The organism is Acinetobacter terrae, assembly GCF_013004375.1.
Classification (GTDB): Bacteria; Pseudomonadota; Gammaproteobacteria; order Pseudomonadales; family Moraxellaceae; genus Acinetobacter; species Acinetobacter terrae.
The window spans coordinates 89,091-114,762 of the sequence record NZ_JABERI010000001.1 but is presented as its reverse complement, the minus strand read 5'-3'; the positions used below and the strand labels follow the sequence as shown (position 1 = coordinate 114,762).

Annotated in this window: 23 protein-coding genes; 21 read left to right on the top strand and 2 right to left on the bottom strand. The window is 41.4% G+C overall.

Annotated elements, in window-relative coordinates:
• Positions 1 to 8: 8 nt before the first annotated feature.
• The 9 genes from ispG (at position 9) to HLH14_RS00475 (ending at position 11,255) form a co-directional block, all read left to right on the top strand.
• The gene (ispG, locus tag HLH14_RS00515; protein WP_067722009.1) at positions 9 to 1,124 is read left to right on the top strand and encodes a flavodoxin-dependent (E)-4-hydroxy-3-methylbut-2-enyl-diphosphate synthase; all 1,116 of its coding nucleotides are present in this window, start codon (positions 9 to 11) and stop codon (positions 1,122 to 1,124) included.
• Positions 1,121 to 2,416: a histidine--tRNA ligase gene (hisS, locus tag HLH14_RS00510; protein WP_067722008.1), complete on the top strand. Its 1,296-nt coding sequence runs from the start codon at positions 1,121 to 1,123 to the stop codon at positions 2,414 to 2,416. The genes ispG and hisS overlap by 4 nt, the downstream gene beginning before the upstream one ends.
• A 30-nt stretch (positions 2,417 to 2,446) precedes the next feature.
• Positions 2,447 to 3,148, top strand: a complete 702-nt coding sequence (locus tag HLH14_RS00505; protein ID WP_067722007.1) for a YfgM family protein — start codon at positions 2,447 to 2,449, stop codon at positions 3,146 to 3,148.
• Entirely contained in the window at positions 3,148 to 4,296 is a 1,149-nt protein-coding gene (gene bamB, locus HLH14_RS00500) for an outer membrane protein assembly factor BamB (RefSeq protein WP_067722006.1), read from the top strand. Before HLH14_RS00505 ends, bamB begins: the two co-directional genes overlap by 1 nt.
• 3 nt (positions 4,297 to 4,299) lie before the next feature.
• Positions 4,300 to 5,709, top strand: coding sequence for a ribosome biogenesis GTPase Der (gene der, locus HLH14_RS00495; protein ID WP_067722004.1), 1,410 nt, complete (start codon positions 4,300 to 4,302; stop codon positions 5,707 to 5,709).
• A gap of 89 nt (positions 5,710 to 5,798) precedes the next feature.
• Entirely contained in the window at positions 5,799 to 6,446 is a 648-nt protein-coding gene (locus tag HLH14_RS00490) for a 4'-phosphopantetheinyl transferase family protein (protein WP_171532463.1), read from the top strand.
• A gap of 547 nt (positions 6,447 to 6,993) precedes the next feature.
• A complete protein-coding gene (locus tag HLH14_RS00485) occupies positions 6,994 to 8,499 on the top strand; it encodes a hypothetical protein (protein ID WP_171532462.1) in 1,506 nt (501 codons plus the stop codon).
• The gene (locus HLH14_RS00480) at positions 8,490 to 10,550 is read left to right on the top strand and encodes a hypothetical protein (protein WP_171532461.1); all 2,061 of its coding nucleotides are present in this window, start codon (positions 8,490 to 8,492) and stop codon (positions 10,548 to 10,550) included. The genes HLH14_RS00485 and HLH14_RS00480 overlap by 10 nt, the downstream gene beginning before the upstream one ends.
• 12 nt (positions 10,551 to 10,562) lie before the next feature.
• Positions 10,563 to 11,255 (top strand): hypothetical protein, encoded by a 693-nt coding sequence (locus HLH14_RS00475; RefSeq protein ID WP_171532460.1) that lies wholly within the window; start codon positions 10,563 to 10,565, stop codon positions 11,253 to 11,255.
• 110 nt (positions 11,256 to 11,365) lie between these two features.
• On the opposite strand, the gene HLH14_RS00470 is transcribed toward HLH14_RS00475, so the two are convergent.
• Positions 11,366 to 12,139 (bottom strand): SDR family oxidoreductase, encoded by a 774-nt coding sequence (locus HLH14_RS00470; RefSeq protein WP_171532459.1) that lies wholly within the window; start codon positions 12,137 to 12,139, stop codon positions 11,366 to 11,368.
• A gap of 118 nt (positions 12,140 to 12,257) precedes the next feature.
• Between HLH14_RS00470 and mazG the strand changes: the two genes are divergently transcribed.
• From mazG to yjgA, 9 genes are all read left to right on the top strand, one after another.
• Positions 12,258 to 13,019, top strand: coding sequence for a nucleoside triphosphate pyrophosphohydrolase (gene mazG / locus HLH14_RS00465; protein WP_067721992.1), 762 nt, complete (start codon positions 12,258 to 12,260; stop codon positions 13,017 to 13,019).
• Positions 13,020 to 13,080: 61 nt separating this feature from the next.
• A complete protein-coding gene (locus tag HLH14_RS00460) occupies positions 13,081 to 13,437 on the top strand; it encodes a ComEA family DNA-binding protein (RefSeq protein ID WP_228139698.1) in 357 nt (118 codons plus the stop codon).
• A gap of 136 nt (positions 13,438 to 13,573) precedes the next feature.
• Positions 13,574 to 15,025, top strand: a complete 1,452-nt coding sequence (pcnB, locus tag HLH14_RS00455; protein ID WP_067721990.1) for a polynucleotide adenylyltransferase PcnB — start codon at positions 13,574 to 13,576, stop codon at positions 15,023 to 15,025.
• The gene (gene folK, locus HLH14_RS00450) at positions 15,022 to 15,510 is read left to right on the top strand and encodes a 2-amino-4-hydroxy-6-hydroxymethyldihydropteridine diphosphokinase (RefSeq protein WP_067721988.1); all 489 of its coding nucleotides are present in this window, start codon (positions 15,022 to 15,024) and stop codon (positions 15,508 to 15,510) included. The genes pcnB and folK overlap by 4 nt, the downstream gene beginning before the upstream one ends.
• A 39-nt stretch (positions 15,511 to 15,549) precedes the next feature.
• A complete protein-coding gene (gene panB / locus HLH14_RS00445; RefSeq protein WP_067721987.1) occupies positions 15,550 to 16,359 on the top strand; it encodes a 3-methyl-2-oxobutanoate hydroxymethyltransferase in 810 nt (269 codons plus the stop codon).
• 2 nt (positions 16,360 to 16,361) lie between these two features.
• Positions 16,362 to 17,207 carry a pantoate--beta-alanine ligase gene (panC, locus tag HLH14_RS00440; protein ID WP_067721986.1) on the top strand — a complete coding sequence of 282 codons (846 nt, stop codon included), beginning with the start codon at positions 16,362 to 16,364 and terminating at the stop codon, positions 17,205 to 17,207.
• Between the two features lie 25 nt (positions 17,208 to 17,232).
• Entirely contained in the window at positions 17,233 to 18,084 is an 852-nt protein-coding gene (gene rapZ, locus HLH14_RS00435; RefSeq protein WP_067721985.1) for an RNase adapter RapZ, read from the top strand.
• Complete coding sequence (locus tag HLH14_RS00430) at positions 18,081 to 18,350, top strand: HPr family phosphocarrier protein (protein ID WP_010325935.1); 270 nt, start codon at positions 18,081 to 18,083, stop codon at positions 18,348 to 18,350. Before rapZ ends, HLH14_RS00430 begins: the two co-directional genes overlap by 4 nt.
• Positions 18,351 to 18,352: 2 nt before the next feature.
• Positions 18,353 to 18,889, top strand: a complete 537-nt coding sequence (gene yjgA / locus HLH14_RS00425; RefSeq protein WP_067721982.1) for a ribosome biogenesis factor YjgA — start codon at positions 18,353 to 18,355, stop codon at positions 18,887 to 18,889.
• 303 nt (positions 18,890 to 19,192) lie between these two features.
• Here yjgA and HLH14_RS00420 read toward each other — a convergent pair whose 3' ends face one another.
• A complete protein-coding gene (locus HLH14_RS00420) occupies positions 19,193 to 20,833 on the bottom strand; it encodes an acyl-CoA synthetase (protein ID WP_067721980.1) in 1,641 nt (546 codons plus the stop codon).
• A gap of 233 nt (positions 20,834 to 21,066) precedes the next feature.
• Here HLH14_RS00420 and HLH14_RS00415 point away from each other — a divergent pair, with 233 nt between their 5' ends.
• The 3 genes from HLH14_RS00415 to thrS all read left to right on the top strand — a co-directional run bounded on the left by HLH14_RS00415 (position 21,067) and on the right by thrS (position 25,670).
• Entirely contained in the window at positions 21,067 to 22,353 is a 1,287-nt protein-coding gene (locus HLH14_RS00415; RefSeq protein WP_067721976.1) for a D-arabinono-1,4-lactone oxidase, read from the top strand.
• Positions 22,354 to 22,362: 9 nt separating this feature from the next.
• Entirely contained in the window at positions 22,363 to 23,517 is a 1,155-nt protein-coding gene (locus HLH14_RS00410) for an alanine racemase (RefSeq protein WP_067721974.1), read from the top strand.
• 230 nt (positions 23,518 to 23,747) lie between these two features.
• Complete coding sequence (thrS, locus tag HLH14_RS00405) at positions 23,748 to 25,670, top strand: threonine--tRNA ligase (RefSeq protein ID WP_067721972.1); 1,923 nt, start codon at positions 23,748 to 23,750, stop codon at positions 25,668 to 25,670.
• Positions 25,671 to 25,672: the final 2 nt, after the last annotated feature.

The following is a 25,672-nucleotide window of genomic DNA, read 5'->3' as shown; positions in this document are numbered from 1 at the left end:
CGATATTAATGATTGAAAATCCGATTAAGCGCCGTCCCACTCGTAAAATTCGTGTTGGTTCAGTCTATGTGGGTGGTGATGCACCCATTAGCATCCAGAGTATGACCAATACCGAAACTTGTGATGTTGCTGCAACCGTTGCACAAATTCAACGTTGTGCCGATGCCGGTGCGGACATCATGCGTGTTTCTGTTCCATCGATGGAAGCAGCAGCGGCATTTGGTGAAATTCGTAAGCAAGTCAATGTGCCATTGGTTGCCGATATTCATTTTGACTATAAAATTGCTTTAGCTGTTGCCGATGCAGGTGCAGATTGCTTGCGTATTAACCCGGGTAATATTGGTTCTGAAGCGAAAATTCGTGAAGTAGTTGCTGCGGCACGTCACAACGATATTTCCATGCGTATTGGGGTGAATGCCGGTTCACTGGAAAAAGACATTCAGAAAAAATATGGCGAGCCAACAGGTCAAGCATTACTTGAATCTGCGATGCGTCATATCGATATTTTAGACCGTCTGGATTTTCAGGAATTTAAAATTTCAGTAAAAGCATCGAACGTGTTTTTGACTATGGACGCATACCGTTTATTGTCAGCACAAATCGATAATCCACTGCATTTGGGTGTGACTGAAGCAGGTATTTACCGGACTGGTTCAGTGAAATCAGCGATTGCCCTCGGTGGTCTGTTGATGGAAGGCATTGGCGATACCATGCGTATTTCCTTGGCCGCTGACCCTGAAGAAGAAGTGAAAATAGGTTTTGATATTTTAAAATCATTGGGACTTCGTTCTAACGGTATTAACTTTATTGCCTGCCCAAGTTGTTCGCGCCAAGAATTCAACGTGATTAAAGTGATGCAATCACTCGAAGAGCGTTTGGAAGATATTCGTACCCCCATGGATGTGTCCGTAATTGGGTGTAAAGTGAATGGGCCGGGCGAAGCCAAAGAAGCCGATATTGGCGTTGTTGGTGCAAGTCCGCGTTCACTGGTATATCGTAATGGCGAGAAAAGCCATTTAATCGATACCAATCAATTGGTTGATGAAATCGAAACTATGGTTCGTCAACGTGTTCTAGAGCTTGAAAAAGCTAAATCTAAAGAGATTATTCGTAGTTCATCATGAGTTCAATTGTCGCAATCAAAGGTTTTAATGACATTCTTCCAACGCAAACTGCTGCGTGGAGACGTCTTGAGCAACATTTAGCATCGCTTATGGATGCTTATGGTTACCAGCAAATCCGTTTGCCGATTGTTGAACAGACGAATCTGTTCAAACGTTCAATTGGTGATGCGACGGATATTGTTGAAAAAGAAATGTACACGTTCTTGGATAAGGGTAATCCACCTGAGTCTTTGACTTTGCGTCCTGAAGGGACTGCAGGCTGTGTACGTGCCATGCTCGAACATAACTTGCTTCGCGGTGCGACACCCCGTGTGTGGTATGTCGGGCCAATGTTCCGTTATGAAAAACCACAAAAAGGTCGTTACCGTCAGTTCCATCAATTTGGTGTGGAAACATTTGGTGTCGCTACACCGGATATGGAAGCAGAATTGATTTTGATGACTGCACGTTTGTGGAAACGCATGGGTGTGGCTGATAAAGTTCAACTTGAATTGAACACTTTAGGTGAATCAGACGAACGTGCGGCATACCGTGCAGCGTTAGTTGAGTTTTTAGAATCGCACAAAGGCGATTTAGACGAAGATTCGCAACGTCGTTTAGAAACGAATCCACTGCGTATCCTCGATTCTAAAGATGCACGTACGCAACAAATTCTTGAAAATGCACCGAAACTTCATGACTTCATGGGTGAGGATAGCATGAACCATTTTGCACAATTGCAGCAGTACTTAACTGATGCAGGTGTGGAATTTGTGATTAACCAGAAACTGGTTCGTGGTCTGGATTACTATAACAAAACTGTTTTTGAATGGACAACTACGCACTTGGGTTCACAAGGAACTGTATGTGCCGGTGGTCGTTATGACGGTCTTGTGGGTCAATTGAAAGGCAAGGCTGATCAATCCGTACCCGCTGTTGGTTTTGCGATGGGCATGGAACGTTTACTGCTTCTACTTGAACAAGTTGAAGACAATACACCTGTACGTGATTGTGAAGTATTCTTGTTGTCGGATCCTGCATCACAAGGTAAAGCCTTGGTACTTGCAGAACAAATTCGTAACCAGCTCGAAGCGGCAAATAGCAATATTCGCCTGAAAGTGGGTTCACAAGGTTCGATGAAAAGCCAAATGAAAAAAGCCGATCAATCAGGCGCTATTTTTGCCGTGATTGCAGGTGAACGTGAGTGGGAAGCACAACAAGTAGCTGTGAAAGAATTGGCGACCGCCGAGCAAACTGATGTTGCTGTGGCGAATATTGTGCCATTTTTCATTGAAAAATTTTCTTCAAAATAAGCTTAAAAAACATAAGGAAAGGGTAATCACATGAACGCATTGAGTGATGATGAACAACTTGATAGCTTGAAATCTTTCACTAAAAAATATGGCTCTGCCATGATTAGTGGGATTTTAATTGCGTTGATTGCCTTTTTCGGATGGGAATATTGGCAGAAGAAAAACCTGGCTGAATCTCAGATGGAAACAGCCAAGGTTCAACAGTTAATGGATGATGCTAAAAATGCGCAAGGCGATGCCAATGCATTTAATGCTTTATCTGCAACTGCGGACAAAATTGTAAAAGAAGCTCCCGATTCTGCCCAAGCCATTCAAACGCAATTGCTGATGGCTAAACTGGCTTATGACAAAGCAGATTATGCTCAGGCAGAAAGAGCATTAAAGAAAGTTGAAAATTCCAAGCTCGATGACGCAGGCCTGGTTCAGTTGGTTAAACTGCGCTTGGCTTATGCTCAGCTTGCGCAAAAGAAATATGATGATGCATTAAAGACATTGTCTGCAGTTACAGATCCCGCTTTTAAAGCGACTGCTGATGAAGCGCTGGGTGATGTGTATGTTGCTAAAAATGATATAGAAAATGCTAAAAAATCGTACAAAAGTGCATGGGATGCACTGGTTGAACGTCAGCAGGAACGTCAAATTTTACAAATTAAACTCGAAAGTGTCGGCGTTTTAGTTGATGATCCTGATGTGGAACGACCAATTTTAGAAACACAAGTGGATGAGTCATGATGGATAGAAAATACAAAATACCGTTTGCGCTGACAATTTTAACATTCGCACTTGTTGGCTGTTCAACCAATAAAATTAAAGTGGAAGAAGTTAAACCGAATCCATTGCCGAAATTGGCTCAAGCCAAAAGTCTTGTTCCTGTATTTTCTCAAAGTGTTTCATCAACATCGAAAGCGGATCCATTACGTCTGCGTTTAGATGTGGATAACGGTGTGATCTTTGCCTTAGATCCAAAAGGTGAAGTTGCGGCTTATCAAGGTAAGCAGCGTATCTGGGAGAAAAAGGTTTCTAAACAGGGTTTAAGCTCTGGTGTAGAAGCAGGTGAAGGTACTGTTGTTGTTGGTAATAAGAAAGGTCAACTGTTCGCTTTAGATCAAGCGACAGGCGAGCAAAAGTGGACTGCTCAGTTGTCGGGTGCCATTTTATCTGCTTCATTGATTCAATCCGGTCGTGTGATTACCGTCAGTAATGACGGCACTGTTTATGCGCATGATCTTGCTACCGGTCAGCAAGTTTGGACATATAACCTTCCTAATGTACAATTTAGCTTACGTGGAATGGCATCGCCGGTCGCACTCGACCCGCGTACGGTATTGATTGCTTCATCAAATGCTTATGTTTATGCCCTTGATATACTCAGTGGTGTACCGCGTATGCAGCGCCGTGTTGCAGTAAGCGAAGGCCGTTCAGATATTCAACGCCTCAATGATATTGATGGCGATCCAGTTGTTGCAGGTCAGTTTCTTGTAACAACCAGTTTCCAAGGACAAGTGACTGTTACAGATTTAGCTTCACAACAAGTGGTGTGGAGTGAAGATGCAAGCAGTATTCAACGTCCAGAAGTAATGAATAATACCGTTTTTGTTGCACAGGCAGATGGCAAAATCACTGCTTATGCACTAACAACAGGTGAGCAATTATGGCAAAACGATAGTTTGCTCAATCGTCAGCTCAGTAATCCTGTTGTTCTCGGACAAGACCTTGTAGTTGGTGATCTAGATGGTGTATTACACTTAATCGATCCAACTTCCGGGCAACTCATTGGTCGATCAAAAACAAGTGGTGAAGTACGTTCACTACGCGAAATTGATGGACAACTATATGTCTCCACCAGAAAGGGCGCGTTAAGCGTTTGGCAGAACCGTTAATTTATGAAACCCGTAATTGCGCTAATTGGACGTCCGAACGTCGGTAAATCAACGTTATTTAACCAGATTACCAAGAGTCGTGATGCACTCGTTGCTGACTTTGCTGGTCTTACTCGTGACCGCAAATATGGCGATGCAGTATTCCAAAATAAATCCTTCATTGTAGTTGATACAGGCGGTATCGGTGAAAGTGAAGCAGGTATTGATTCATATATGGCTGAACAATCAAAAACAGCCATCAATGAAGCCGATATTATTGTTTTTGTTGTTGATGCGCGTGCGGGATTACTAGCGTCAGATGAACAAATTGCACGAGAACTTCGTACCCTAGGTAAAAAAGTTTACTTGGTTGCAAACAAAGTTGATGGTGTACATGCAGAAGCTGCAGTGGTTGAGTTCTATCAACTCGGCTTCGGCGAACCATTGCATGTTGCAGCAAGCCACGGTCGTGGTGTTGCTCAAATGCTGGAAGATGTGCTTGCAGATGTTCCTGAGGATGAAGATCCTGAGCTGCATGACCAGAACACCGGTTTACGCTTAGCCGTGATTGGTCGTCCAAACGTCGGAAAATCGACCTTGGTCAACCGTTTACTGGGCGAAGAGCGTGTTGTGGTTTATGACATGCCAGGTACTACGCGTGATTCTATTTATATTCCGTATGAACGGAATGAGCAGAAATACACGCTGATTGATACTGCAGGTGTACGTCGTAAAGGCAAGGTAGATGAAATGGTTGAGAAATTCTCAATCGTGAAAACTTTGCAAGCCATTAAAGATGCTCACGTTGTAATTGTGGTATTGGATGCACGTGAAGGCGTGGTTGAACAAGATCTACATTTGATTGGCTATGCTTTAGAAGCGGGTCGAGCAATGGTAATTGCGATCAACAAATGGGACAACATGACAGAATACGACCGCAAGCAATGTAAGCTTGATGTTGATCGTCGTTTTGACTTTATCCCATGGGCTAAAGTGCATTTGATTTCTGCATTGCATGGTACTGGTGTAGGGGAGTTATATCCTTCAATCCACCGTGCTTTTGATTCTTCACATTTGAAAGTTTCGCCTGCGAAATTAACTCAAATTTTGAATGATGCGACTGAAGCACATCAACCGCCAATGATTAGCGGTAAACGTATTAAAATGCGTTATGCCCACATGGGTGGTCAAAATCCACCAACGATTATTGTACATGGTAATAAGGTGGATAAAACCCCTGCGGATTATCGTCGTTATTTGGAAAATGTGTTCCGCCGTGTCTACAAACTTGAAGGTACACCGGTTCGTATTGACTTTAAAACGTCTGAAAATCCATTTGAAGGTCGTAAGACACAAATGGATGAACGCATTGCAGCACGTAAACGTCGTTATGTTCAGAAATTCAAGAAAGCTGAAAAGAAATTTAGAAGTTAATTAATCTTCTATTAATCATCAAAGCCCGAAGTTTACTTTGGGCTTTTTTGTTTTAAGATGTGATTATATTTTGGGGAAAAGGTGTACACGTGACTAGATTAATACGAGTAGATGTCGATACAATTGAGCGTATTGTCCCTCTATCTAAAGAATTGGATCGCAAGACTAAAATTCAGCAGCAAAAACAGGCCATTTATCATTATCGAAATCAATTACTCTCCCAGCAATTAGATACAGCGATTCAGCAAGAAGATTTTGCTACCACTCAACATGGCAAACCGTATTTAGTTAAATCTCCTAAATTTTATTTTAATCATAGTCATAGTCAAAAAAATTATGCTTTAGCAACCAGTAGCAATATGCAGGATTTGGGTGTGGATATTGAAGATTTAGATCGAAAGGTACGATTTGAAGCTTTGGCGGCACATGCTTTTCACCCCAATGAATTACATCACTGGAATGAACTGGAACAAGATCGTGCTTATTGGTTTAAAGTCTGGACTACAAAAGAAGCGGTATTGAAAGCATCTGGCTTGGGGATACATCTAAATTTAAATGAGCTAGAGACTCAGGTACATCCTGTTTATGATGGAGGATTATGCACTCATCCTTTAATCGGAACATTTGCTTATCAAAATTTCAATTTAGGTCATGTCATGTTAACGGTGGCATGGCGTTCAGAGGCATCCTGTAAAGGTTTTACTTTTCCAGAAATTAAAATATTTTTTCCATCCTAAAAGAGTTTTTTAAAATAAACTTTATGGATCATTGAGTTTTTTAAAGAGCCTGTTAATCAGGTTCTTTTTTATTTGGACGTCACTTCTTTTCTTTTCGCCAAGAACCTATTGCCCATCCGGTTAATAAATTATGGAGTGAGCTTGGAAAGGGCTTTTTTAGTGGTTATCTCGGGTTAAAAAAGCCCCTTTATAAAAAATATCTCTATTTATTATTCATCTTCATCTCTCATTTTTCTTTTCATTATGACCTGTTTGGTTGGATTGACTTCATCAATTCTTGATAGCTCACACTTATAAAGTATCTTATTCAATTCACTAAAAATGCTTTCCAAATATAGGAATTTTCTTTTGTATAGAAAGTCTAAAGGATGGGTTAACTATTTCTAATTTGTTGAAAATCAATAAAAAATAAAATTATGTGATGGAGTTAATATTAAAATGCGTTTATTATTTGTTGGTTTTTTGTAGATTGATAAATCACATAAAAAATAAACAAAATGTAAGAGTTGTAATACCCAAAAAAAACTTTAGTGAAAAAGGTAAAAAGATGAAAAAAACCGTATTGACGCTCATGTGTATGTTTGCAGGACAAATCGCCAATGCAGAAATCATTAAAGTAAATGGTGAGGGTAAAGCAGCTATTATCAAAAAAGATCCGAATGGCACACGTAACCAAGCATTCAACAATGCGAAAACAGATGCCGTCATTGCAATGATTAAAAAAATAAATGGTCCACAGGCCATGGGTGAGGCACAACAGTATTTAGATGAAATTGTAAAGCAAGTTGATCCGACCTATATCAGTAATCGTGGAAGTTCGACTCAAGGCAATAATGAATTAGTGACTCAAATTAGCTTGGAAATGGATGATCAAGAATTCCGTTCTATTCTGAATGATTTTGGTCTCTCTAAAAAGAACAGTCGTTCAAGCCCGATCATGATTGTCATGGACGAGTATTTCGGTGTACCAAAAGATAATTCTAAACCGGTAAAAGAATTTACTTCTTATTTCTCCGATCGTAGCTACAGCTATGATGAAGATGCTAGTTACAAAGCGAGTGAAAGTGCCAAAGCAAGCGACAGCAGTTCTTATTCTTCTAAAGGGAAATCTGCAGCGGCATCAGGCTATGCCTATGGCAATTATTATGGGGCTGGTGCAGGCGTTTCTGCACGTTCAGCAAGTCACAACAACTCAGGTAAATCTGCTTCTTCAAGCAGTTATAAGGCCAGTGAGTCGGCAAATTATAGTCAATCTGAACGCCAGAATGATATTCAGAGCTTTGTGAAATATGTGGAATATCAAACACCAAGTACTAAAGCTGAACATGATAATCAAACATTAAATGCGATTTCAGCTGCAGCTTCCCGTTACGATTTACGCTTGTTGGATTCCGATATTTTTCGTAGTACTTACCTGAAAGGTCGTAGCCTGACCATTCAACAGCTTTTAAGTGATACAGAGCTTGCCAAATTGGCAATTGCTGCACGTAAGGAAAAAGCCGATTGGTTTATGGCGGGAAGTTCGTACATTTATGACCGTGGTCGTTCACCCGCAACAGGACAGTTTGTTTGCGATGGTGCAGTCAGTTTTAAAATTTATTCTGTAGATGATGGCACGTTAATGGGCGGTGAAACGCGTACTGAATCATCGACAGGTGCGACTACAGACTCATGCCGAACCAATGTAGCAAAAAAACTGGGTGATTTAGCCATTAGCCAGGTAGGGCCACAAATTCTTGCCTACTCTAAAAATCGTTCAATGTACGGTAAAGAAATCACCATTTTTGTGAAAAGCATTTCAGGCAATGTCTCTACACGTTTAGGTGATGATTTGTATGTGGCACTTGAAGAAATTGAAGGTGCAGAAAACATTGATGTGCGTACACAGGATGGCAAACTGGTCGAACTGACCATGACTTATAAGAGCAGTAAACCCATTACCGGTGAGCTGGCGAAAGCACTACGTAAAGTCAATCCCACACTTTCAAGTGCAGAACGCTTACAGGCAGGTAATACGATTACACTTTGTATTGGTGGTACCCAATGCAAGTAAAAGCTAAAGCCCTCTTGTTTGCAATGTCGATGCTTTCGGTATCTGTTGCACAAGCCAATATTCAAATCTATCCATCACAAGGTATTTTTGGTCTAGAACAAGGTTGCCGTACAGATCCCAGTAAGTATGAAGCCAATGGTTCTTCAATTGACTGTGATTTTAGTCGGGCAATTGATAATCTGGCAACACGTAAGCAAGCAGAGCAAATTTTTTTACAAAGTTTAAAGCAAAATTTTGGTACTCAAATTGTTGATACCATTTCGCAAAAAACTAAAAATCGTACCTATATTGCATCGCTAGAAGTTTTACGTGCGAGTCAATACATTGTGAAAAAGGATTCGACCGCAGAAATTTTCCTACCTGTCACCTTAAGTTTAAAGCTTACTAATGTATTGTCGGGCGAGGTCATTTATAGCGACAGTGCAACCTTGTCTCAACCGATTCAAGTACTCGCTGCTGAAATTGAATCTGCTGCAACAAAAGCAGCGATTAAGCAAAAATTTCAAAGTACTTTACTGAGCTTGACGCAACAGGTCACTCAAGAATTAAAGTCGAAACTTAAAATTTCTGAAACCGAAACTCAAGTGATCGATCAATGGAAATCTTATCTGGTTCTCGATAAAGGTTTTAATCAAGGGATTGCTGCACAGGATGAGCTAAGTTCGACAGACGGTGATTTGATTCGTGTGGTTCATGCGGACAGTGATTACGCTGTAGCTTTGCCAGTGTTAATGTCAGGTAATAGTAAACATTTTAGCAAAGTATCCACCAATACGCGTCAGGCCATGAATAAGCCAAAGGCTTTGGTGGTGGATGTACTGACTTATCAAGGTGAATCGAAAGATCTAATCGAGCAAATCTTTTCTGATGCAGTGGGGGAGCAAGCATCTTTTACTTTGACCCCCGTCAACCGACGCTATAGTGCCATGGCACAAAGTGTCAGTGAACAGACTGCCTTAGCACAAAGTGAAGATATCAATCAGCGTGAATTACCTGAATTCTTTATTCGCATTAATGTTGTTCCTGTGATTGCCTATCAACAGCAGATCGGAAAAATGACCCAGCAGCAGGTTTTTCATAGCGAAGTCTTTGCTGAAATGATTGATCACTCCGGTCGTGTTATTTATTCAGCCCATGCAACAGATGATATTAAAGACGTTATTTCTGAAGGAATGGGCTTTTCTTTAGATGCACGTAAGGAAGTGGTACTGAAAAATGCGCTTTTGAAACTAGGTCAAAAATTTCAAAAGGGTATTCAATTCACCCGATCTGATTTAAAAGTCTCAGGTTCAAGTGGTCAGGGCATTACCATTGATGATGCGGGTGAGCGCTTAACTACCGGCATGAAAGTCCATGTCTATCATCAAGATAAAGCAGCAGGGCGTAATATCCTGATTCCGACATGGGAAGCCACTGTACTAGAACGTCAAGGCGCGAAAGTGAAAGCACAATTAGATTTTCCTATCAGCAGCAGTGATCGTTTACCGGTGCGTTCCGGTGACAGTATTTTGCTTGATAGTTCTGCTCCAGTCGGCGATTCAAAACAAGCCCGTGTTTTATGTCCAGGCTTGCATACCGAACAAGTCGGTGAAATTCCTTTCTATGGTTTTGGTCCTTTGATTTATCACGCTTTTACTAGTCAGTCGAAACGACCTTTTTATGCTACAGGTTCAGGCTTTAAAGGCCAGACTTCACTGAAAGATTCAGTGATTAGCATGACTGGAAATGCCGGATTTAAAAAGGATATGAAAGTGAATTTCCATATTCCGAAAAATGAATGTTTGCAGCCGGTGTTTAAGATCGAAGTGAAACAAGACAGCATTAAATGCAATGCAGACAAAAGCAACTGCGATGCCACATTGGTTATGGCGAGTGGTGCGCGCAGATTTAATGATAAAGCTGAAAAAATTGGTGCCTATGGGTTACAGCAAGAAATTGGATTGAAGGGTATCGATCACCAACATCGTCATGAAATGTACAACATTCAGATGTTTGAAGCTTTACCAAAAATTTTAAATCAAATCGTGCAAAAAGCCGATTCCACACAATAAGGGTAATGACGTATGAAAAAAATTGCGATTGTTTTAGCAATAACAGCATCAATGGGGGCTTCAAGCGTCTACGCAGGCTTTGGTTCACTCAGTAGTCTTGCTTCGACATTAACAGAATCTGCTACTGGTGTGTCTTCTTCAAATATGGATCTAGCGGGCTTTTTTACTCAAGCGAAAGCAACCAATGCGATGTTCATTCAGAGCCGTAGTGCTTTAGCTTCATTACTTGCAAGTAAAAAAGATTCAGATGAATTAAAAACAAAACAAAAAAGTTTGAAAGCGACTTCTGATCTGAAAGAAAAAGAAGCGATTCAAAAAGAAATTGTAGCGATGTCTAATGCTGTTTTAGACGCATCAAAAAAAGATGAAGAAGCAACAGTTGCAAAACTTTCATCACTTAATGCAGATCAAAAGAAATATTTATTGGATTCTGCAACGAACTTTGTGATTGCAAGTTTAATAGCACGTGATTTAGCTTTAGGCGCTAAACAAGTCAGTATGAGCGTGATGACAAACCCTATGAGTTTGACAAATACAGGACTATCTTTGGTTGATGCAAAAAATGTTGTAGGTGATATTACCGGTATTGCGAAAAACTCAAGTATGGCTCTGGTAGAATATCCGAAACTGCTTAAAAAAGCCGGGATTGAATTCAAGATGCCAGAAAGTGCAGCATCGAAACCAAAAAATCTTGATGATATTTAAATATTTATTGATGTTTATATTTTAAGATAAAGAAAAAGAATCTCTCACCAATAATTGACTGATTCTATTAAGAAAAAAGAGCCTGATCATCAGGCTCTTTTTTTATTGAATTATTTTCTTGTTGCTAAAAACATTGTACTGATCCGGTTTACAAACTGCGGACTGACTTTGGATAAATTGAACATAATTTTGGTCTTAAGACCCACAGGTTCATGGGTTTTGGTAAAAAAAGAATCTTTCGCTTGCACACGTGCGTAAATTGTCTGTGCGACATCTTCAGCAGTTAAATGCACACCCATATTTTGGATGCTGCCTGCATCCATATCTTTAACCATTGCGGTTTGAACAAATAAGGGCATGACATCTAAAACCCGAATACCATATTTTTGCCACTCAATATCTAAGCCTTCGGTAATGCCGCGTACAGCAAACTTACTGGCTGAATACGAGACTAAATCAGGTTGTCCATAAATGGCGGAAGCAGAGGATAGATTAATCACACGTGCAAAAGATGCCTGTCTTAGAAAAGGTAAAGCGGCATGGCAACCATTTACAACCCCGTTAACATTGATATTGAAAGTTCGTTGATGCGCTGCAATATCGGTCTGCTCGAAAGCCCCTGAATAGAGAATCCCTGCATTGTTAACTAATATATTAATTTCACCTGCCCAAGCCTGAAATTCATTTAAAGCCTGTTGCCATTGTTCATAATGGCAAACATCCAGTAGGCCAGCTTTAGCATTTGTCCCCAAGTGCTGGGCAAGTTTCTGGGCTTGAATTTCGTTGATATCATATATGCCGACTTTATAGCCGTGTTGATAAAACAGCGTTGCAATTGCGGCACCAATGCCTTGTGCTGCACCACTAATAAAGATACTGTGCATATATTTTTTTCCTTTCAGTTTTGTTTTTGTAGCGCTTGTTTTTAAAGATTTTAGTTGAGCATAACAAATATTGACTGTGAAAAACGGATTTTTTCAAAATGATTGGAGTGATGAAAACATGGATAAATTATTGGCAGTGATGCGTGAATTACGTGAAAAATGTCCATGGGATCAGAAGCAAACTCCGCAAAGTCTAACTAAATATGCCATCGAAGAAGCGTATGAGGTAGAAGCAGCAGTCAGGGAGGGAAATACAGACGAGATACGCGATGAACTCGGTGACTTGCTGCTGCAAGTTGTTTTTCAGTCGCAAATGTATAGTGAAGTCGGGGCTTTTTATTTTAATGATGTGGTAAATGCGATTACAGAAAAGTTAATTCGTCGTCATCCACATGTATTTCAGGCAGAGCAATTTTCACAGCTCAGTTCAGATGATGTGGCGGTGCTTTGGAAACAAATTAAACAAAAAGAAAAGCAGGGCAAAGCCCAATCCCGTTTAGATGACATCAAGCATGGTCCTGCAATTCAACAAGCACATGAAATTCAAAAAAATGCGGCACAAATTGGCTTTGATTTCCCTGATGTAGCAGGTGCTTATGGCAAGCTGAATGAAGAACTAGAAGAGCTGCAACAAGCCATGCAAAATCAAAATTCCGACGAAATATTCGATGAATTTGGTGATTGTTTGTTTTCACTCATCAATGTTGGACGTAAACTGGGACTTTCCAGTGAAATGGCGCTTTTAAGCACTATTCATAAATTTAGAACCCGTTTTGCTTTCATTGAAGATCACGCTCAGCAACAACATAAAAAAATTGAGACGCTGTCTTTAGAAGAAATGGATCGACTCTGGGAGCAGGCAAAACAACAATTAAAATAAAAGGCCGATAATGAAAAAAATAATACAGATCCTGAATGCAATTTTTTATATGGGTGTATTGATGTCAGTGCTGAGCGGAACGACCGGTTATGCTCAACAGTTTGACCAACAATACTTAAAATGGAAGGCTGAACAGGAAGCCGAAGATGCACGCTTAAAAATACCGCATGTATCTCCGCCAAAAAATTATTATTTGGCGAAACCTGCTTTACAGGCATCCACTGGGGCTAAAATAAGTTTGAACCAAGCCAATCTGGAACAGTTACAACAGCTGTCTGGGGTAGGTTTAAAAAAAGCGGAAGCAATTATTGCCTATCGTCAAAAAAATGGAAAATTTAAAAACATTGAGGAATTACAGCAGGTGAAGGGGATTGGACCCGCTTTATTTGCCAAGAATAAGGAACGATTAAGCCTGTAATTCATAGGTCAAGCAGTCATGAAGAGCCAAACAATATATTTAGCATTGAGATAATCAAATTGCCCTTTGATTGTGTTAGATATATGATTAGCGTCATCTTAGATATTTTACGTTCAGACGTAGGAGACAGCGTCTTTTGCAAACTTTGCGCGCGTCAAAATGTGGTTTATCAACCGCTCAATTACCTTCTTCCATATTAGATGTTATCGATGCCTTAAATAAGGCAGGCTTTGAAGCTTATATCGTCGGTGGCGGTGTCCGTGACTTAATGTTGGGTCTCAATCCCAAAGATTTTGATGCAGTCACTGATGCAACACCGGCGCAAGTGAAAGAAGTTTTCGGACGGCGTTGTCGTATTATTGGACGACGTTTTGAGCTTGCTCATGTCTATTCAGGCCGAGAACTGATCGAAGTTGCGACATTCCGTGCACCGCCTAAAAAAGCAGTCACTTCTGCTTCAGGCATGATTTTACGTGACAATAATTGGGGCACGATTGAGCAAGATTTTGTCCGTCGTGATTTTTCCATTAATGCGATGTATTATCAACCGCGTAAAGGGATCGTGCTCGATTTCTGTAATGCAATTGATGATATAGAAAATAAAACTTTACGCTTATTGGGCGATCCGACTTTACGTTTTGAAGAAGATCCAGTGCGTATGCTGCGTACTTTACGTTTCGCGGCAAAATTAAATTTCAGCATTGCGCCTGAAATTTTAGAGATTTTCACCCCTGAAATAACCCAGTTGTTGCGTGATATTTCTCCGCATCGTTTATATGACGAATCGCAGAAATTGTTCACCATGGGCCATTTGAACCGTGTGCTCCCGATGCTGATTGATTTTGATATCTGGCGTCAGCTGTTTGCCGATATCCGTCCAGATATTTCGACATTTATCGAACGCGCAGCCATCAATACCGACCAACGTATTCAAATCGGTAAAACCATTAACCCTGCATTTTTCTATGCAGTGTTGCTGTGGAAGCCGTTTTTAGAACGTTGTGAATTTTATCTCAGTAAAGGTGTTGTTGCTGCAGAAGCACGTGCACAAGCGGGCTTGGATGTATTAAAGCGTCAGGCCACCCGTACCATCATTCCACGTTTTGCAGAAACCTTTATTCGTGAAGTTTGGGAAATGCAAACCCGTTTGTTGAATCCAAAACCACAACAAATACAAGCTTTATCTACTCATGCACGTTTCCGTGCCGGCTTCGATTTCCTGTTGCTTCGTGAGAAGTCAGGCGACAACACCACCCAAGGTATGGGCATGTGGTGGGATTCTTATCAACTGATGAGTACGGATGAAAAAGAACGTGCCATTAGTCAATATAATCGTCAACGTGCAAAAAGTCGTCGTAAAGCTGCAATAGAAGATGTGATTGAACCTAAATCGGTTTCTGTAGAAATTGAGCCTTTGGTAAACGAGCCTGAACCACGCCGTCGTGAACGCAAGAGCAGAACCCGACCAGATAGACCGGTTCAAACCGTTTCTGCAGGTGGTTCAGAGATTGCATATGACCATCCAATTCTAAAACGTAAACGTGTAAAACGTGATTTAAGCCAGGTTGTTTTTGGACCGACACAATGAGCACAGTCGCCTATATTGGTTTAGGTAGTAACTTGGGTGATTCACGCCAGATTTTGCTTGAAGCTGTGCAAAAACTGGCAACGCTTGGAACCGTGAAAACATCCAGGTTATATCAAAGTCCACCCATGGGACCACAAGACCAACCAAATTATTTAAATGCGGTGGTACAGCTAGAAACTGATTTAGTGCCTTTGGTTTTATTGGATGAGTTACAACGTTTTGAACAGGAATCAGGTCGGGTGCGTTTACGTCGTTGGGGCGAGCGTACTTTAGATTTAGACTTATTGGTCTATGGTCAAGAACACATTCAAAATGAGCGTTTAACCGTTCCGCATGTGGGACTGTTCGAACGTGATTTTGTGGTTATCCCCTTGTTAGATTTAGATGCAAATATACAAATTAAAGCACAACGATTAAAAGATTTACCCGTGGTTCAACATCCAACCCTGATCGTTCTGGATGATGAAACTTGGTCAAATATTTAATTTAGGCATGTTCTTGGAACGTGTTAGAGGAACATCTTGATGATTAGTCTCAGCGACTTAAGACAATTTAAAACGAATGGACGCAAATTTTCTTGTCTGACCTGTTACGATGCCAGTATGGCCAAGGCAATGGAAATTGCAGAAGTCGACAGCATTTTAATTGGTGATTCTTTAGGGATGTCGATCCAGGGCCGTGATTCAACCCTGCCTGTGACTGTGGAAGATATGGCTTACCATACCGCTGCGGTACGCCGTGGGAATCAGCATGCCTTCATTATGACTGACTTGCCATTTATGAGTTATGCCACTTTAAATGACGCATTGATAAGCTCAAAAACCGTCATGCAAGCTGGCGCGCAAATGGTCAAAATGGAAGGTGGTGCCTGGTTAAGTGAAACTGTCACTGTTTTGACACGTAATGGCATTCCAGTCTGTGTACACTTAGGTTTAACGCCACAATCCGTTCATGTCTTTGGCGGATATAAATTACAGGCACGTACGCGTGAAGCAGCGGATCAACTGATTGCAGATTGTAAAGCCGTGGTAGAAGCGGGTGCTGCATTATTATTATTAGAATGTGTGCCGGCACAATTGGGTAAAGAAATTACTGAACTGTTCCCGCATATTCCTGTGATTGGGATTGGTGCAGGCGCAGATACCGACGGTCAAGTGCTGGTCGTTCAAGATATGCTGGGCTTGACCTTTGGTCGCGTGGCTAAATTTGTACGTAACTTTATGAAAGAACAGGCAGGGGAAACTGCAATTTTGGATGCTTTTAAAGCCTACCATGCTGCAGTACAGGATGGTTCTTTCCCTGCTAAAGAACAAACTTTTCAAGTCGAGCTGTAAACATGAAAACTGAAACCACTATTCAAGGATTAACCGCTTCACTTAGTCCAGCTCGATCGGCACGAAAAATTATTGGTTTTGTCCCGACCATGGGAAATTTGCACGAAGGTCATTTAAACCTGGTGCGTGAAGCACGCAAGATATGTGATGTCGTGGTGGTCAGTATTTTTGTCAATCCAATTCAGTTTGGTCCAAATGAAGATTTTGAAAATTATCCGCGTACTTTAGAACAGGATAGCCATTTGTTGGCAGACGTGGGATGTGACATTGTTTTTGCACCAAGCGTTGAGCAAATGTATGGTAATAAACCGCGTTTAACCAATATCACCGTGTCTGAAATTACCAATGATTTATGTGGCTTACAGCGTCCAGGTCATTTTGATGGCGTAGCTGTGGTGGTGACTAAACTGTTTAATATGGTGCAACCAAATTTTGCATTCTTTGGACAAAAAGATTATCAGCAATTGGCGGTGATTCGTCAGTTTGTGCGTGACTTGAATATTCCATTGGAAGTGATTGGTGTGCCGATTACCCGTGCAGAAGATGGTTTAGCACTCAGTTCGCGTAATGGTTATTTAAGTGAAGAACATCGTCAGATTGCACCAACAATTTACCAAAGTTTAAAAGCGGCGGAACAAGAATTGCAAAATGGTGTTGCTCTAGCAGAAGTGTTAGAAAGTATTAAGCAAAAGTTGACACAATCTGGTTTTATTGTGGATTATGTGGAAGCACGTACTCCGGAATTACACAAACTTGAAGCATTTGATCAGGATGTCGTTTTGTTTGTAGCCGCTAAATTAGGCACAACCCGACTGATTGATAACTTGCAAGTTAAGTATACTGCGTAAAATTTAGTCATAGGACAGCCTTGCCATGAAGCGTATTTTAATCGTTACAGGACAATCCGGATCAGGGAAATCATCTGCCTTGCAGGTGCTTGAGGATTTGGGCTATTACTGCATTGATAATTTACCACTGGCATTGCTGCCTGAAATAGTGGCCAAGCTAGATAGGGAAAATAATTTAGAACAATTGGCTTTAGGGGTGGATGTACGCAGTACCCGTGCAGATCTACAAGAGTTTGATCATGTTTTTGAACAGCTGCAAAGTCATGGCTCGGTGGATATCATTTATTTGACCACCCAAGATCAACAATTGATTTCCCGTTTTAGCGCGTCGCGTCGTCCACATCCCTTATCCAGTCGTTTTAAAAGTTTGATTCAGTGTATTCAGGAAGAAAAAACCTTATTGCTTCCGATACAATTACGTTCCACAGTTCATATTGATACCAGTGATAAAAGTGTGCATGATCTAAAGCACACTTTGTTGTCTAAACTTGGACAATCCGATAACTTAATTTTAATTTTACAATCTTTTGGTTATAAACACGGTATCCCCCTTGATGCCGATTATGTGTTTGACGTACGTCATTTGCCTAATCCGCATTGGGATCTGGAATTGCGAAAATATTCAGGTTTAGATTTACCTGTGCAACAGTTTTTGCTGCAAAGTGAACAAACCAACGAGATGTTCGAAGACATTTATCATTTTTTAGATAAATGGTTGCCTGCCTTTGCAGAGGGGCATCGTCACTATATGACAGTGTCGATTGGGTGTACGGGAGGGCAGCACCGTTCAGTATATATTGTGGATAGACTCAAAAAGGCTCTTGAGGCAAAATGGTCTATTCAGGTCTTACACAGGGAAATGAAGCACTGGTCATGATTGACACAACTGTTGACGTAATTAACAAACTAGGTTTACATGCGCGTGCGTCTGGAAAGCTAATTGAAGTTACCACCAAATTTCGTTCATCGATTCAAATTGGTAAAGGTGATAAATTAGTCGATGCAAAAAATATTATGTCCTTGCTCATGCTCGGTGCAGGCAAAGGCACAACTTTACGTTTAGTGCTTGAAGGTGCAGATGAAGAACAAGCTTTATCTGAAATTCAGGCACTATTTGCAGCAAAATTTTACGAGGCAGATTAATCGTGGCACGTCGACCGCAACAGCGTTTTACTGAAGATGACTTTGAAACTTTAGAAGGACGTGCAAGCAAAACCGAACAAAAAAAAGCAGTTCAGCGTATGGCTGCTTTAGGTGAACAACTCTCTGAACTGAATGTTAAACAAATTCAGAAACTCCCTGTGGAAGAGCGTTTAATTGATGCGTTGTTAGACGTACGTAATATTACGTCACATGAAGCACGCCGTCGCCAATTTCTACGTATTGGTAAATTATTGCGTAATGAAGATGAGGCAGTGATTTTATCTTATTTAACCCCGCAACAAGGTGCGAAAAAAACCGCACAATTGCAGCGTTGGGTTGACCGAATGATTGCACAGGGTGATCCAGCAATCAAAGAATTCATGAAAGCGCATAATGCGGCTGAACATCATCCAATTCGTCAGCATATCTTGCGTATTCAGCGTGATATCACCAAACAGCTGCCTGAAGAACAAGTCGCTGCTTCTAAGTTGAAATTATTTAACTATATTCAGCAAGTGGCATTGATTTCAGATAACTGATTTTTTGTTCAGTGATAGAAATAAAAAAGCGGCTCATATGAGTCGCTTTTTTATGCCTTAAGATTCCTCTCTCCCTTTGGAAGAGAGTTAGATAGAGGGCTGACTTTTATCCCAAAAAATATCTTTCAAATAACTAATTTTTTATACAGCTAAGTAAAAATCACATATTTCTTCGATGTATATAACCTCTCCCTAACCCTCACTTGCGCTGCGTTTTAAAGCAGTGCTTTAAAACTTGCTCAGGAGAGGGAGCTCCTTGTAGGAGGAAGGCTGGGATGGAAGTTAGTGGTCGATCAGAAGAAATTAATTAAATTCACCTGTGGCACGTTCTTTTGCCCAATCACGCAAGATGAATTTTTGCAGTTTCCCGGTCGAAGTTTTTGGAATTTCTGTAATCACCAGATCTTTAGGCACTTTAAAGCGTGCTAAATGTTGTTTGCAGAATTCAATCAGTTCTTCAGGCGTTGCTGTTTTACCTTCTTTCAGTTCCACAAAGGCACATGGAACTTCTTGCCAACGTGGATCTGGTTTTGCCACCACTGCCGCAGTGAGTACAGCAGGGTGTTGATACAACACTTCTTCCACTTCAAGCGATGAAATGTTCTCACCCCCTGAAATGATCACATCTTTGGAACGGTCGGTAATTTTTGCATAGCCATCTGGCTGGCAAACGGCAAGGTCACCGGTATGGAACCATCCACCAGCGAAGGCTTCTGCTGTGGCTTCAGGATTTTTCAGATAACCCTTCATCACGATGTTGCCACGGAACATAATTTCGCCCATGGTGTGACCATCATGTGGAACTTCTTGCATGGTTTCAGGATCAAGTACTTTCATGCCATCTTGTAATGGGTAAGGAACGCCCTGACGTGAGTGCAACTGCGCTTGTTCTTGAATCGACAAATCACTCCAGCCGGCTTGGGATGCGCAGAGTGCAGAAGGACCATAGGTTTCTGTCAGGCCGTATACATGGGTAACATTAACGCCAATATTGCGCATCCCTTCAATGATCGCTGCTGGAGGCGCGGCACCCGCCACCATCACTTCGACACGGTGATCAAGCTTGGTCTTTTTCTCTTCAGGCATGTTGATGAGCATCGACAAGACAATTGGCGCACCACAGAAGTAATCCACTTTATGTTCAGCAATCAATTTGAAGATCAGTTCAGCATCAACTTTACGTAAGCAGACATTGGTCCCGCCATTTGCTGCCATAGTCCAGGCAAAGCACCAACCATTACAGTGGAACAGGGGCAGTGTCCATAAATAGGTTGCACGAGGCATCATGCCGCAGGCAATGATATTACTAGCTGCGTTAATGTAGGCACCACGGTGATGGTAAACCACACCTTTAGGATTGCCAGTGGTTCCAGAGGTGTAACTTAAGCTGATGGCATCCCATTCATCTTGGGGTAAATGCCATTCAAAATTTGCATCGCCTTGGGCAATCCAGTCTTCATATTCAACTTGACCAATCGGTGTCGATGCATTTTCATATTCTTCGTCAGCCACATCAATCACATAGATGTCTTGTGATACCAGTGCAAGTGCTTCTGTAGCAAGCGCAGTAAATTCGGGATCGACCAATAACACTTTGGTTTCAGCATGCTCAAGCATGAAGGCGAGTGTCTTGGCATCTAGGCGCGTATTTAAGGTGTTTAATACAGCCCCAGCCATAGGAACAGCAAAATGTGCTTCAATCATGGCAGGGACGTTCGGCAGCAGTACAGAAACGGTATCATTTTTACCGATGCCTAATTTTTGGAGTTGGTTGGCAAACTGACGGCAACGATTATATTTCTCACGCCAGGTAATACGACGCTTACCGTGAATAATCGCGTTCTGATTTGGATAGATATACGCTGCACGATCAAGATAGCGTAAAGGTGACAACGCTACAAAATTTGCGGGGGTACGCGGTAATTCATCGTATGCGCTAACCATTTTCAAACTCCATTCTATATTTGTTTTCATATCCTGTTGAAAAGATATGCACTTCTCATGAATGTTGCATTTATGCTTTAGTCGAGTGTTTTTTTATAATTTATAACATATTGAATATTAAATAAATTATTTCATGGTACTCAAGTATTTTGAACTCATGGGTTCCCATATTTGATTTTTTAGGTATTTTACTCTAGTTGAGCAATTAAAATAATATCAGCCAAGGAAGAATAATGAAAATACAACAGGCGGATGAAGTGTGGCGAAATTGGTCAGGGAGTCAGTATGGCTCTGCTGAAATTTTTAAGCCCAGGCAGATCAATGAATTAAAAAAGTTGCTGAAGTCGCATGCGCAGATTCGTGCAGTGGGAGCAGGACATTCGTTCAGTGCTTTAGTCAAGACAGATGCGGTGCTGATCAATCTTGATCGTTTCAAGGGCGTAGTTACCTTTGATGAAGATCAAACCCAATGCACAGTACAAGCGGGCACACGCTTATATGATTTAGGTGAATATCTTGCCCCAATCAATCAGGCTTTACCCAATCAGGGCGATATTGATCAGCAAAGTTTGGCGGGCGCTATTTCTACCGGAACGCATGGCACGGGTATCGATTTACCCTGTTTATCTGCTTTTGTTGAAGGTTTTGAATTACTGACTGCAGATGGAGAACTGTTGCAATGTGATCGTCAGCAAAATACCGAAATATTTCAAGCCGGACGAGTGGCATTGGGTAGCTTTGGCATACTGACAAAAATTACTCTGCAAAATCGGTCCAGATATAAATTAAAAGAACAGATCCGACTGTGTCCGCTACAGGAGGTATTTGCAAATATCGATCAATGGAAACATCAGCATCGCCATATTGAATTTTGGGCATTTCTTCATTCTGATCAGGTGATGTTAAAAACACTGGATGAAACTGATGATGCGATTCAGCCCAGACAGGATGCATGGCCTTCGGAAGATGCTTTGCTGACTCTATGTTCGGAATTAACGCGAAGATTGCCTGTCACGAATCCCTATCTGCAAAAACTGCTAAGTGTGTTTGTAAAACCGACTTGCTATGTAGATTGGTCAAATCAAATCTTTCCGACTCCGCGCAATACCAAATTTAATGAAATGGAATATCAGCTTCCGGTTGAGCAAGGCTTGCAGTGTCTGGAGGAGGTTTTACATATCTTACGCAAGCATCAAGTGCCGATGTTTTTCCCGATCGAGTTTCGTTATGTCAAAGGCGATGATATCTGGTTGAGTCCTTTTTACCGACGTGATTCGGTCTCCATTTCCATTCATCAATTTCATAAACAGGATTATCACGCCGTATTTGATTTGGTCGAACCCATTTTACAAAAATATCAGGGGCGACCACACTGGGGGAAATTGCATTCCATGAACGCTGCTTTACTTCGCGATTTATACCCAAAATGGGATGATTTTATGGCGTTGCGTCAGCAACTTGATCCCAATCAAAAATGGCTTAATCCACATTTAAAGCAATTATTTTTACCTGAAAATTAGGAAATGGCGATGCAATCGAATTATTTTCAGCAATTAACCCAGGATTTAAAACAGCAGGGAACAGGCACGTCACAACTGATTTTAGATGTAAAAACCTATCAACATAATTTGGACTATGTGCAGTCAAAATTGCCTGCGCATTTAAAACCGCGTTTGGTGGTGAAGTCTCTGGCAAGTATGCCAATGTTGAAACTTGCCAGCCAAAAGCTATCTACGCAACGCTTTATGGTCTTTCATCCACCGCATATTGCAAAGATTATCCAGACATTTGAACAGGCTGATATTTTGCTGGGTAAGCCGATGCCGATCAGGGCAGTGGAATTGTTTTATCAAAATAATGCTCAACACGAAATTCATATTCAATGGCTGATTGATGATTTGGAGCGATTACAAGAATATCTGCAGCTCGCGCAACGACTCGACATCAGTTTGAATGTAAATATTGAAATTGATGTCGGGTTGCATCGTGGTGGAGTGCAAAATTCGCAGCAATTTGTGGCTTTGCTCAAGCTGATTCAACAGCATTCAAGGCATTTAAAACTATCAGGATTAATGGGCTACGATGCACATATTGCCAAGTTACCGAAAATAATAAAAAGCCCTGAAAAAAGTTATCAACAATCGCAACAAACTTATCAACAATACAAAGCCATTATTCAGCAGCAATTCCCCAATTTATGGCATGAAGATCTGTGCTTTAACGGGGGCGGAAGTCCAACCTTTATGCAACATTGCCAACAGAGTGAATGTAATGATCTGGCATTTGGTTCCATGCTCGTGAAGCCAAGTGACTTCGATCTGGACAATTTATCTGCTTTAAAATGTGCACTCTGGATTGCCGCACCGGTATTGAAAGTTTTGCCGTATAGCCAATTACCCGGTTTGGAGGTGCTGAATCATCTGCCACATCATCATCAGGCTCTCTTTGTTTATGGTGGTTATTGGCGAGCGGATTATATTTATCCTGAAAAAAGTCAGCCGCACCTTTTGTATGGTCGCAGTAGTAATCAGGAAATGCTTCAAGTCCCTAAACAGTGTGAGATTGCGGTCGATGATTATGTGTTTTTAAGGCCGCAACAGAGCGAAGCGCTTATTCCACAATTCGCCCATCTCTATGCCTATGAACAGAGGGAATTTGAAGTTTGGGAAACCTGTCGAGAGTAAATATAGGGGCATTTAAACCCTAAATCATCACTTCATATATCCGCTTAAAGCTAAATTTTGATTGTGAAGCCGAATTTTATTGGGGAAAAGGTTTAATCGAAGGGGTAAGACGTGTAAAATTCTAATCGATTTTTATTTATCCACCGTTTTTATCTTTTGAGGTTCTCCTCGATCATAATCTCGCGGTGATATGCCCCATGGTACGGGGCATCACTCCTTAAGGATTTCTTATGCCAATTATCACTTTGCCCAATGGCGATCAAAAACAGTTTGATCACGCCGTATCTGTGATGGACGTTGCACTTAGCATTGGTCCTGGTCTTGCAAAAAATACAGTTGCTGGTCGTGTTAACGACCGTTTAGTGGATGCGTCTGATCTCATCACTGAAGATGCAACACTACAAATTATTACGCCTAAAGACGACGCCGGTGTCGAAATTATCCGTCACTCATGCGCGCATTTGGTTGGCCATGCGGTTAAGCAATTGTTCCCAGAAGCGAAAATGGTAATTGGTCCTGTCATTGAAGAAGGTTTCTACTATGACATCTGGATGCCACGTCCATTCACGTTAGACGACATGGCTGCGATTGAAGAGCGTATGAAAAAGCTCATCGATCAAGACTATGAAGTCGTGAAAAAAATGACTCCGCGTGACGAAGTGATTGCAGAATTCAATGCGCGTGGCGAAGAATACAAATTACGCTTGATTGCAGACATGCCTGAAGAAACACAAATGGGCTTGTACTACCATCAAGATTATTTGGACATGTGCCGTGGCCCGCACGTTCCAAACACAAAATTTTTAAAATCATTCAAGCTGACTAAAATCTCTGGTGCTTACTGGCGCGGTGATGCGAAGAATGAACAGTTACAACGGATCTACGGTACAGCGTGGGCAGACAAGAAACAGCTTGCAGCTTATGTAAAACGTATTGAAGAAGCAGAAAAACGCGATCACCGTAAAATCGGTAAAGCGCTTGATTTGTTCCATATGCAAGAAGAAGCACCGGGTATGGTGTTCTGGCATCCGAACGGCTGGACCATTTACCAAGTTCTTGAACAGTACATGCGTAAAGTTCAACAAGACAATGGTTATGAAGAAATCCGTACCCCGCAAGTGGTGGATTTCACGCTGTGGGAAAAATCAGGACATGCTGCAAACTATGCAGACAACATGTTCACCACGCATTCTGAAAACCGTAACTACGCAGTTAAACCAATGAACTGTCCTTGTCACGTACAAGTGTTCAACCAGGGTTTGAAATCGTACCGTGATCTTCCAGTACGTTTAGCAGAATTCGGTTCATGTCACCGTAACGAGCCATCTGGTTCATTACACGGCATTATGCGTGTTCGTGGCTTTACTCAAGATGATGCGCACATTTTCTGTACCAAAGAACAGATTGGTCAAGAAGTTGCAGACTTTATCAAATTGACACTAGATGTATACAAAGACTTTGGCTTCGAAGAAGTACAAATGAAATTGTCGACTCGTCCTGAAAAACGTGTTGGTGAAGATGCACTTTGGGACATGGCGGAAAAATCTTTGGCGGATGCTTTAGATGCTGCTGGTCTTGATTGGGATTTACAACCTGGTGAAGGCGCGTTCTACGGTCCGAAAATTGAATTCTCGTTAAAAGACTGTTTAGGCCGTATCTGGCAATGTGGTACTATTCAGTGTGACTTCAACTTACCGGGGCGTCTAGACGCATCTTATGTAACAGAAGATAATGATCGTGATCAGCCTGTGATGTTGCACCGTGCAATTCTGGGTAGTTTTGAACGATTTATTGGTATTCTTATTGAGCACTACGCTGGTTTCATGCCACCATGGTTAGCACCGGTTCAAGCGTGTGTAATGAATATTACCGATTCACAAGCTGAGGCGTGTGAGTCAGTCGTCGCTAAACTTAAAGAAAGTGGAATTCGTACCATTTCTGACTTGAGAAATGAGAAAATCGGCTTTAAGATTCGTGAACGTACTTTAGAGCGTATTCCTTACTTACTGGTTCTTGGAGACCGTGAAGTAGAGGAAGGTACCGTGAATGTCCGTACCCGCTCAGGAAAAAATTTAGGTACTATGTCAATTGATGCCTTCGTTGACCTAGTGAAAGCAGCCGTAGCCGAACGTGGCCGGTATATTGTGGAGTAATA

Bases quoted from the DNA above. Each gene is read 5' to 3' on its own strand.
- ispG (WP_067722009.1), top strand. From the start codon at position 9: ATGATTGAAAATCCGATTAAGCGCCGTCCCACTCGTAAAATTCGTGTT.
- hisS (WP_067722008.1), top strand. From the start codon at position 1,121: ATGAGTTCAATTGTCGCAATCAAAGGTTTTAATGACATTCTTCCAACG.
- HLH14_RS00505 (WP_067722007.1), top strand. From the start codon at position 2,447: ATGAACGCATTGAGTGATGATGAACAACTTGATAGCTTGAAATCTTTC.
- bamB (WP_067722006.1), top strand. From the start codon at position 3,148: ATGGATAGAAAATACAAAATACCGTTTGCGCTGACAATTTTAACATTC.
- der (WP_067722004.1), top strand. From the start codon at position 4,300: ATGAAACCCGTAATTGCGCTAATTGGACGTCCGAACGTCGGTAAATCA.
- HLH14_RS00485 (WP_171532462.1), top strand. From the start codon at position 6,994: ATGAAAAAAACCGTATTGACGCTCATGTGTATGTTTGCAGGACAAATC.
- HLH14_RS00480 (WP_171532461.1), top strand. From the start codon at position 8,490: ATGCAAGTAAAAGCTAAAGCCCTCTTGTTTGCAATGTCGATGCTTTCG.
- HLH14_RS00475 (WP_171532460.1), top strand. From the start codon at position 10,563: ATGAAAAAAATTGCGATTGTTTTAGCAATAACAGCATCAATGGGGGCT.
- HLH14_RS00470 (WP_171532459.1), bottom strand. From the start codon at position 12,139: ATGCACAGTATCTTTATTAGTGGTGCAGCACAAGGCATTGGTGCCGCA.
- mazG (WP_067721992.1), top strand. From the start codon at position 12,258: ATGGATAAATTATTGGCAGTGATGCGTGAATTACGTGAAAAATGTCCA.
- HLH14_RS00460 (WP_228139698.1), top strand. From the start codon at position 13,081: ATGTCAGTGCTGAGCGGAACGACCGGTTATGCTCAACAGTTTGACCAA.
- folK (WP_067721988.1), top strand. From the start codon at position 15,022: ATGAGCACAGTCGCCTATATTGGTTTAGGTAGTAACTTGGGTGATTCA.
- panB (WP_067721987.1), top strand. From the start codon at position 15,550: ATGATTAGTCTCAGCGACTTAAGACAATTTAAAACGAATGGACGCAAA.
- panC (WP_067721986.1), top strand. From the start codon at position 16,362: ATGAAAACTGAAACCACTATTCAAGGATTAACCGCTTCACTTAGTCCA.
- rapZ (WP_067721985.1), top strand. From the start codon at position 17,233: ATGAAGCGTATTTTAATCGTTACAGGACAATCCGGATCAGGGAAATCA.
- HLH14_RS00430 (WP_010325935.1), top strand. From the start codon at position 18,081: ATGATTGACACAACTGTTGACGTAATTAACAAACTAGGTTTACATGCG.
- HLH14_RS00420 (WP_067721980.1), bottom strand. From the start codon at position 20,833: ATGGTTAGCGCATACGATGAATTACCGCGTACCCCCGCAAATTTTGTA.
- HLH14_RS00415 (WP_067721976.1), top strand. From the start codon at position 21,067: ATGAAAATACAACAGGCGGATGAAGTGTGGCGAAATTGGTCAGGGAGT.
- HLH14_RS00410 (WP_067721974.1), top strand. From the start codon at position 22,363: ATGCAATCGAATTATTTTCAGCAATTAACCCAGGATTTAAAACAGCAG.
- thrS (WP_067721972.1), top strand. From the start codon at position 23,748: ATGCCAATTATCACTTTGCCCAATGGCGATCAAAAACAGTTTGATCAC.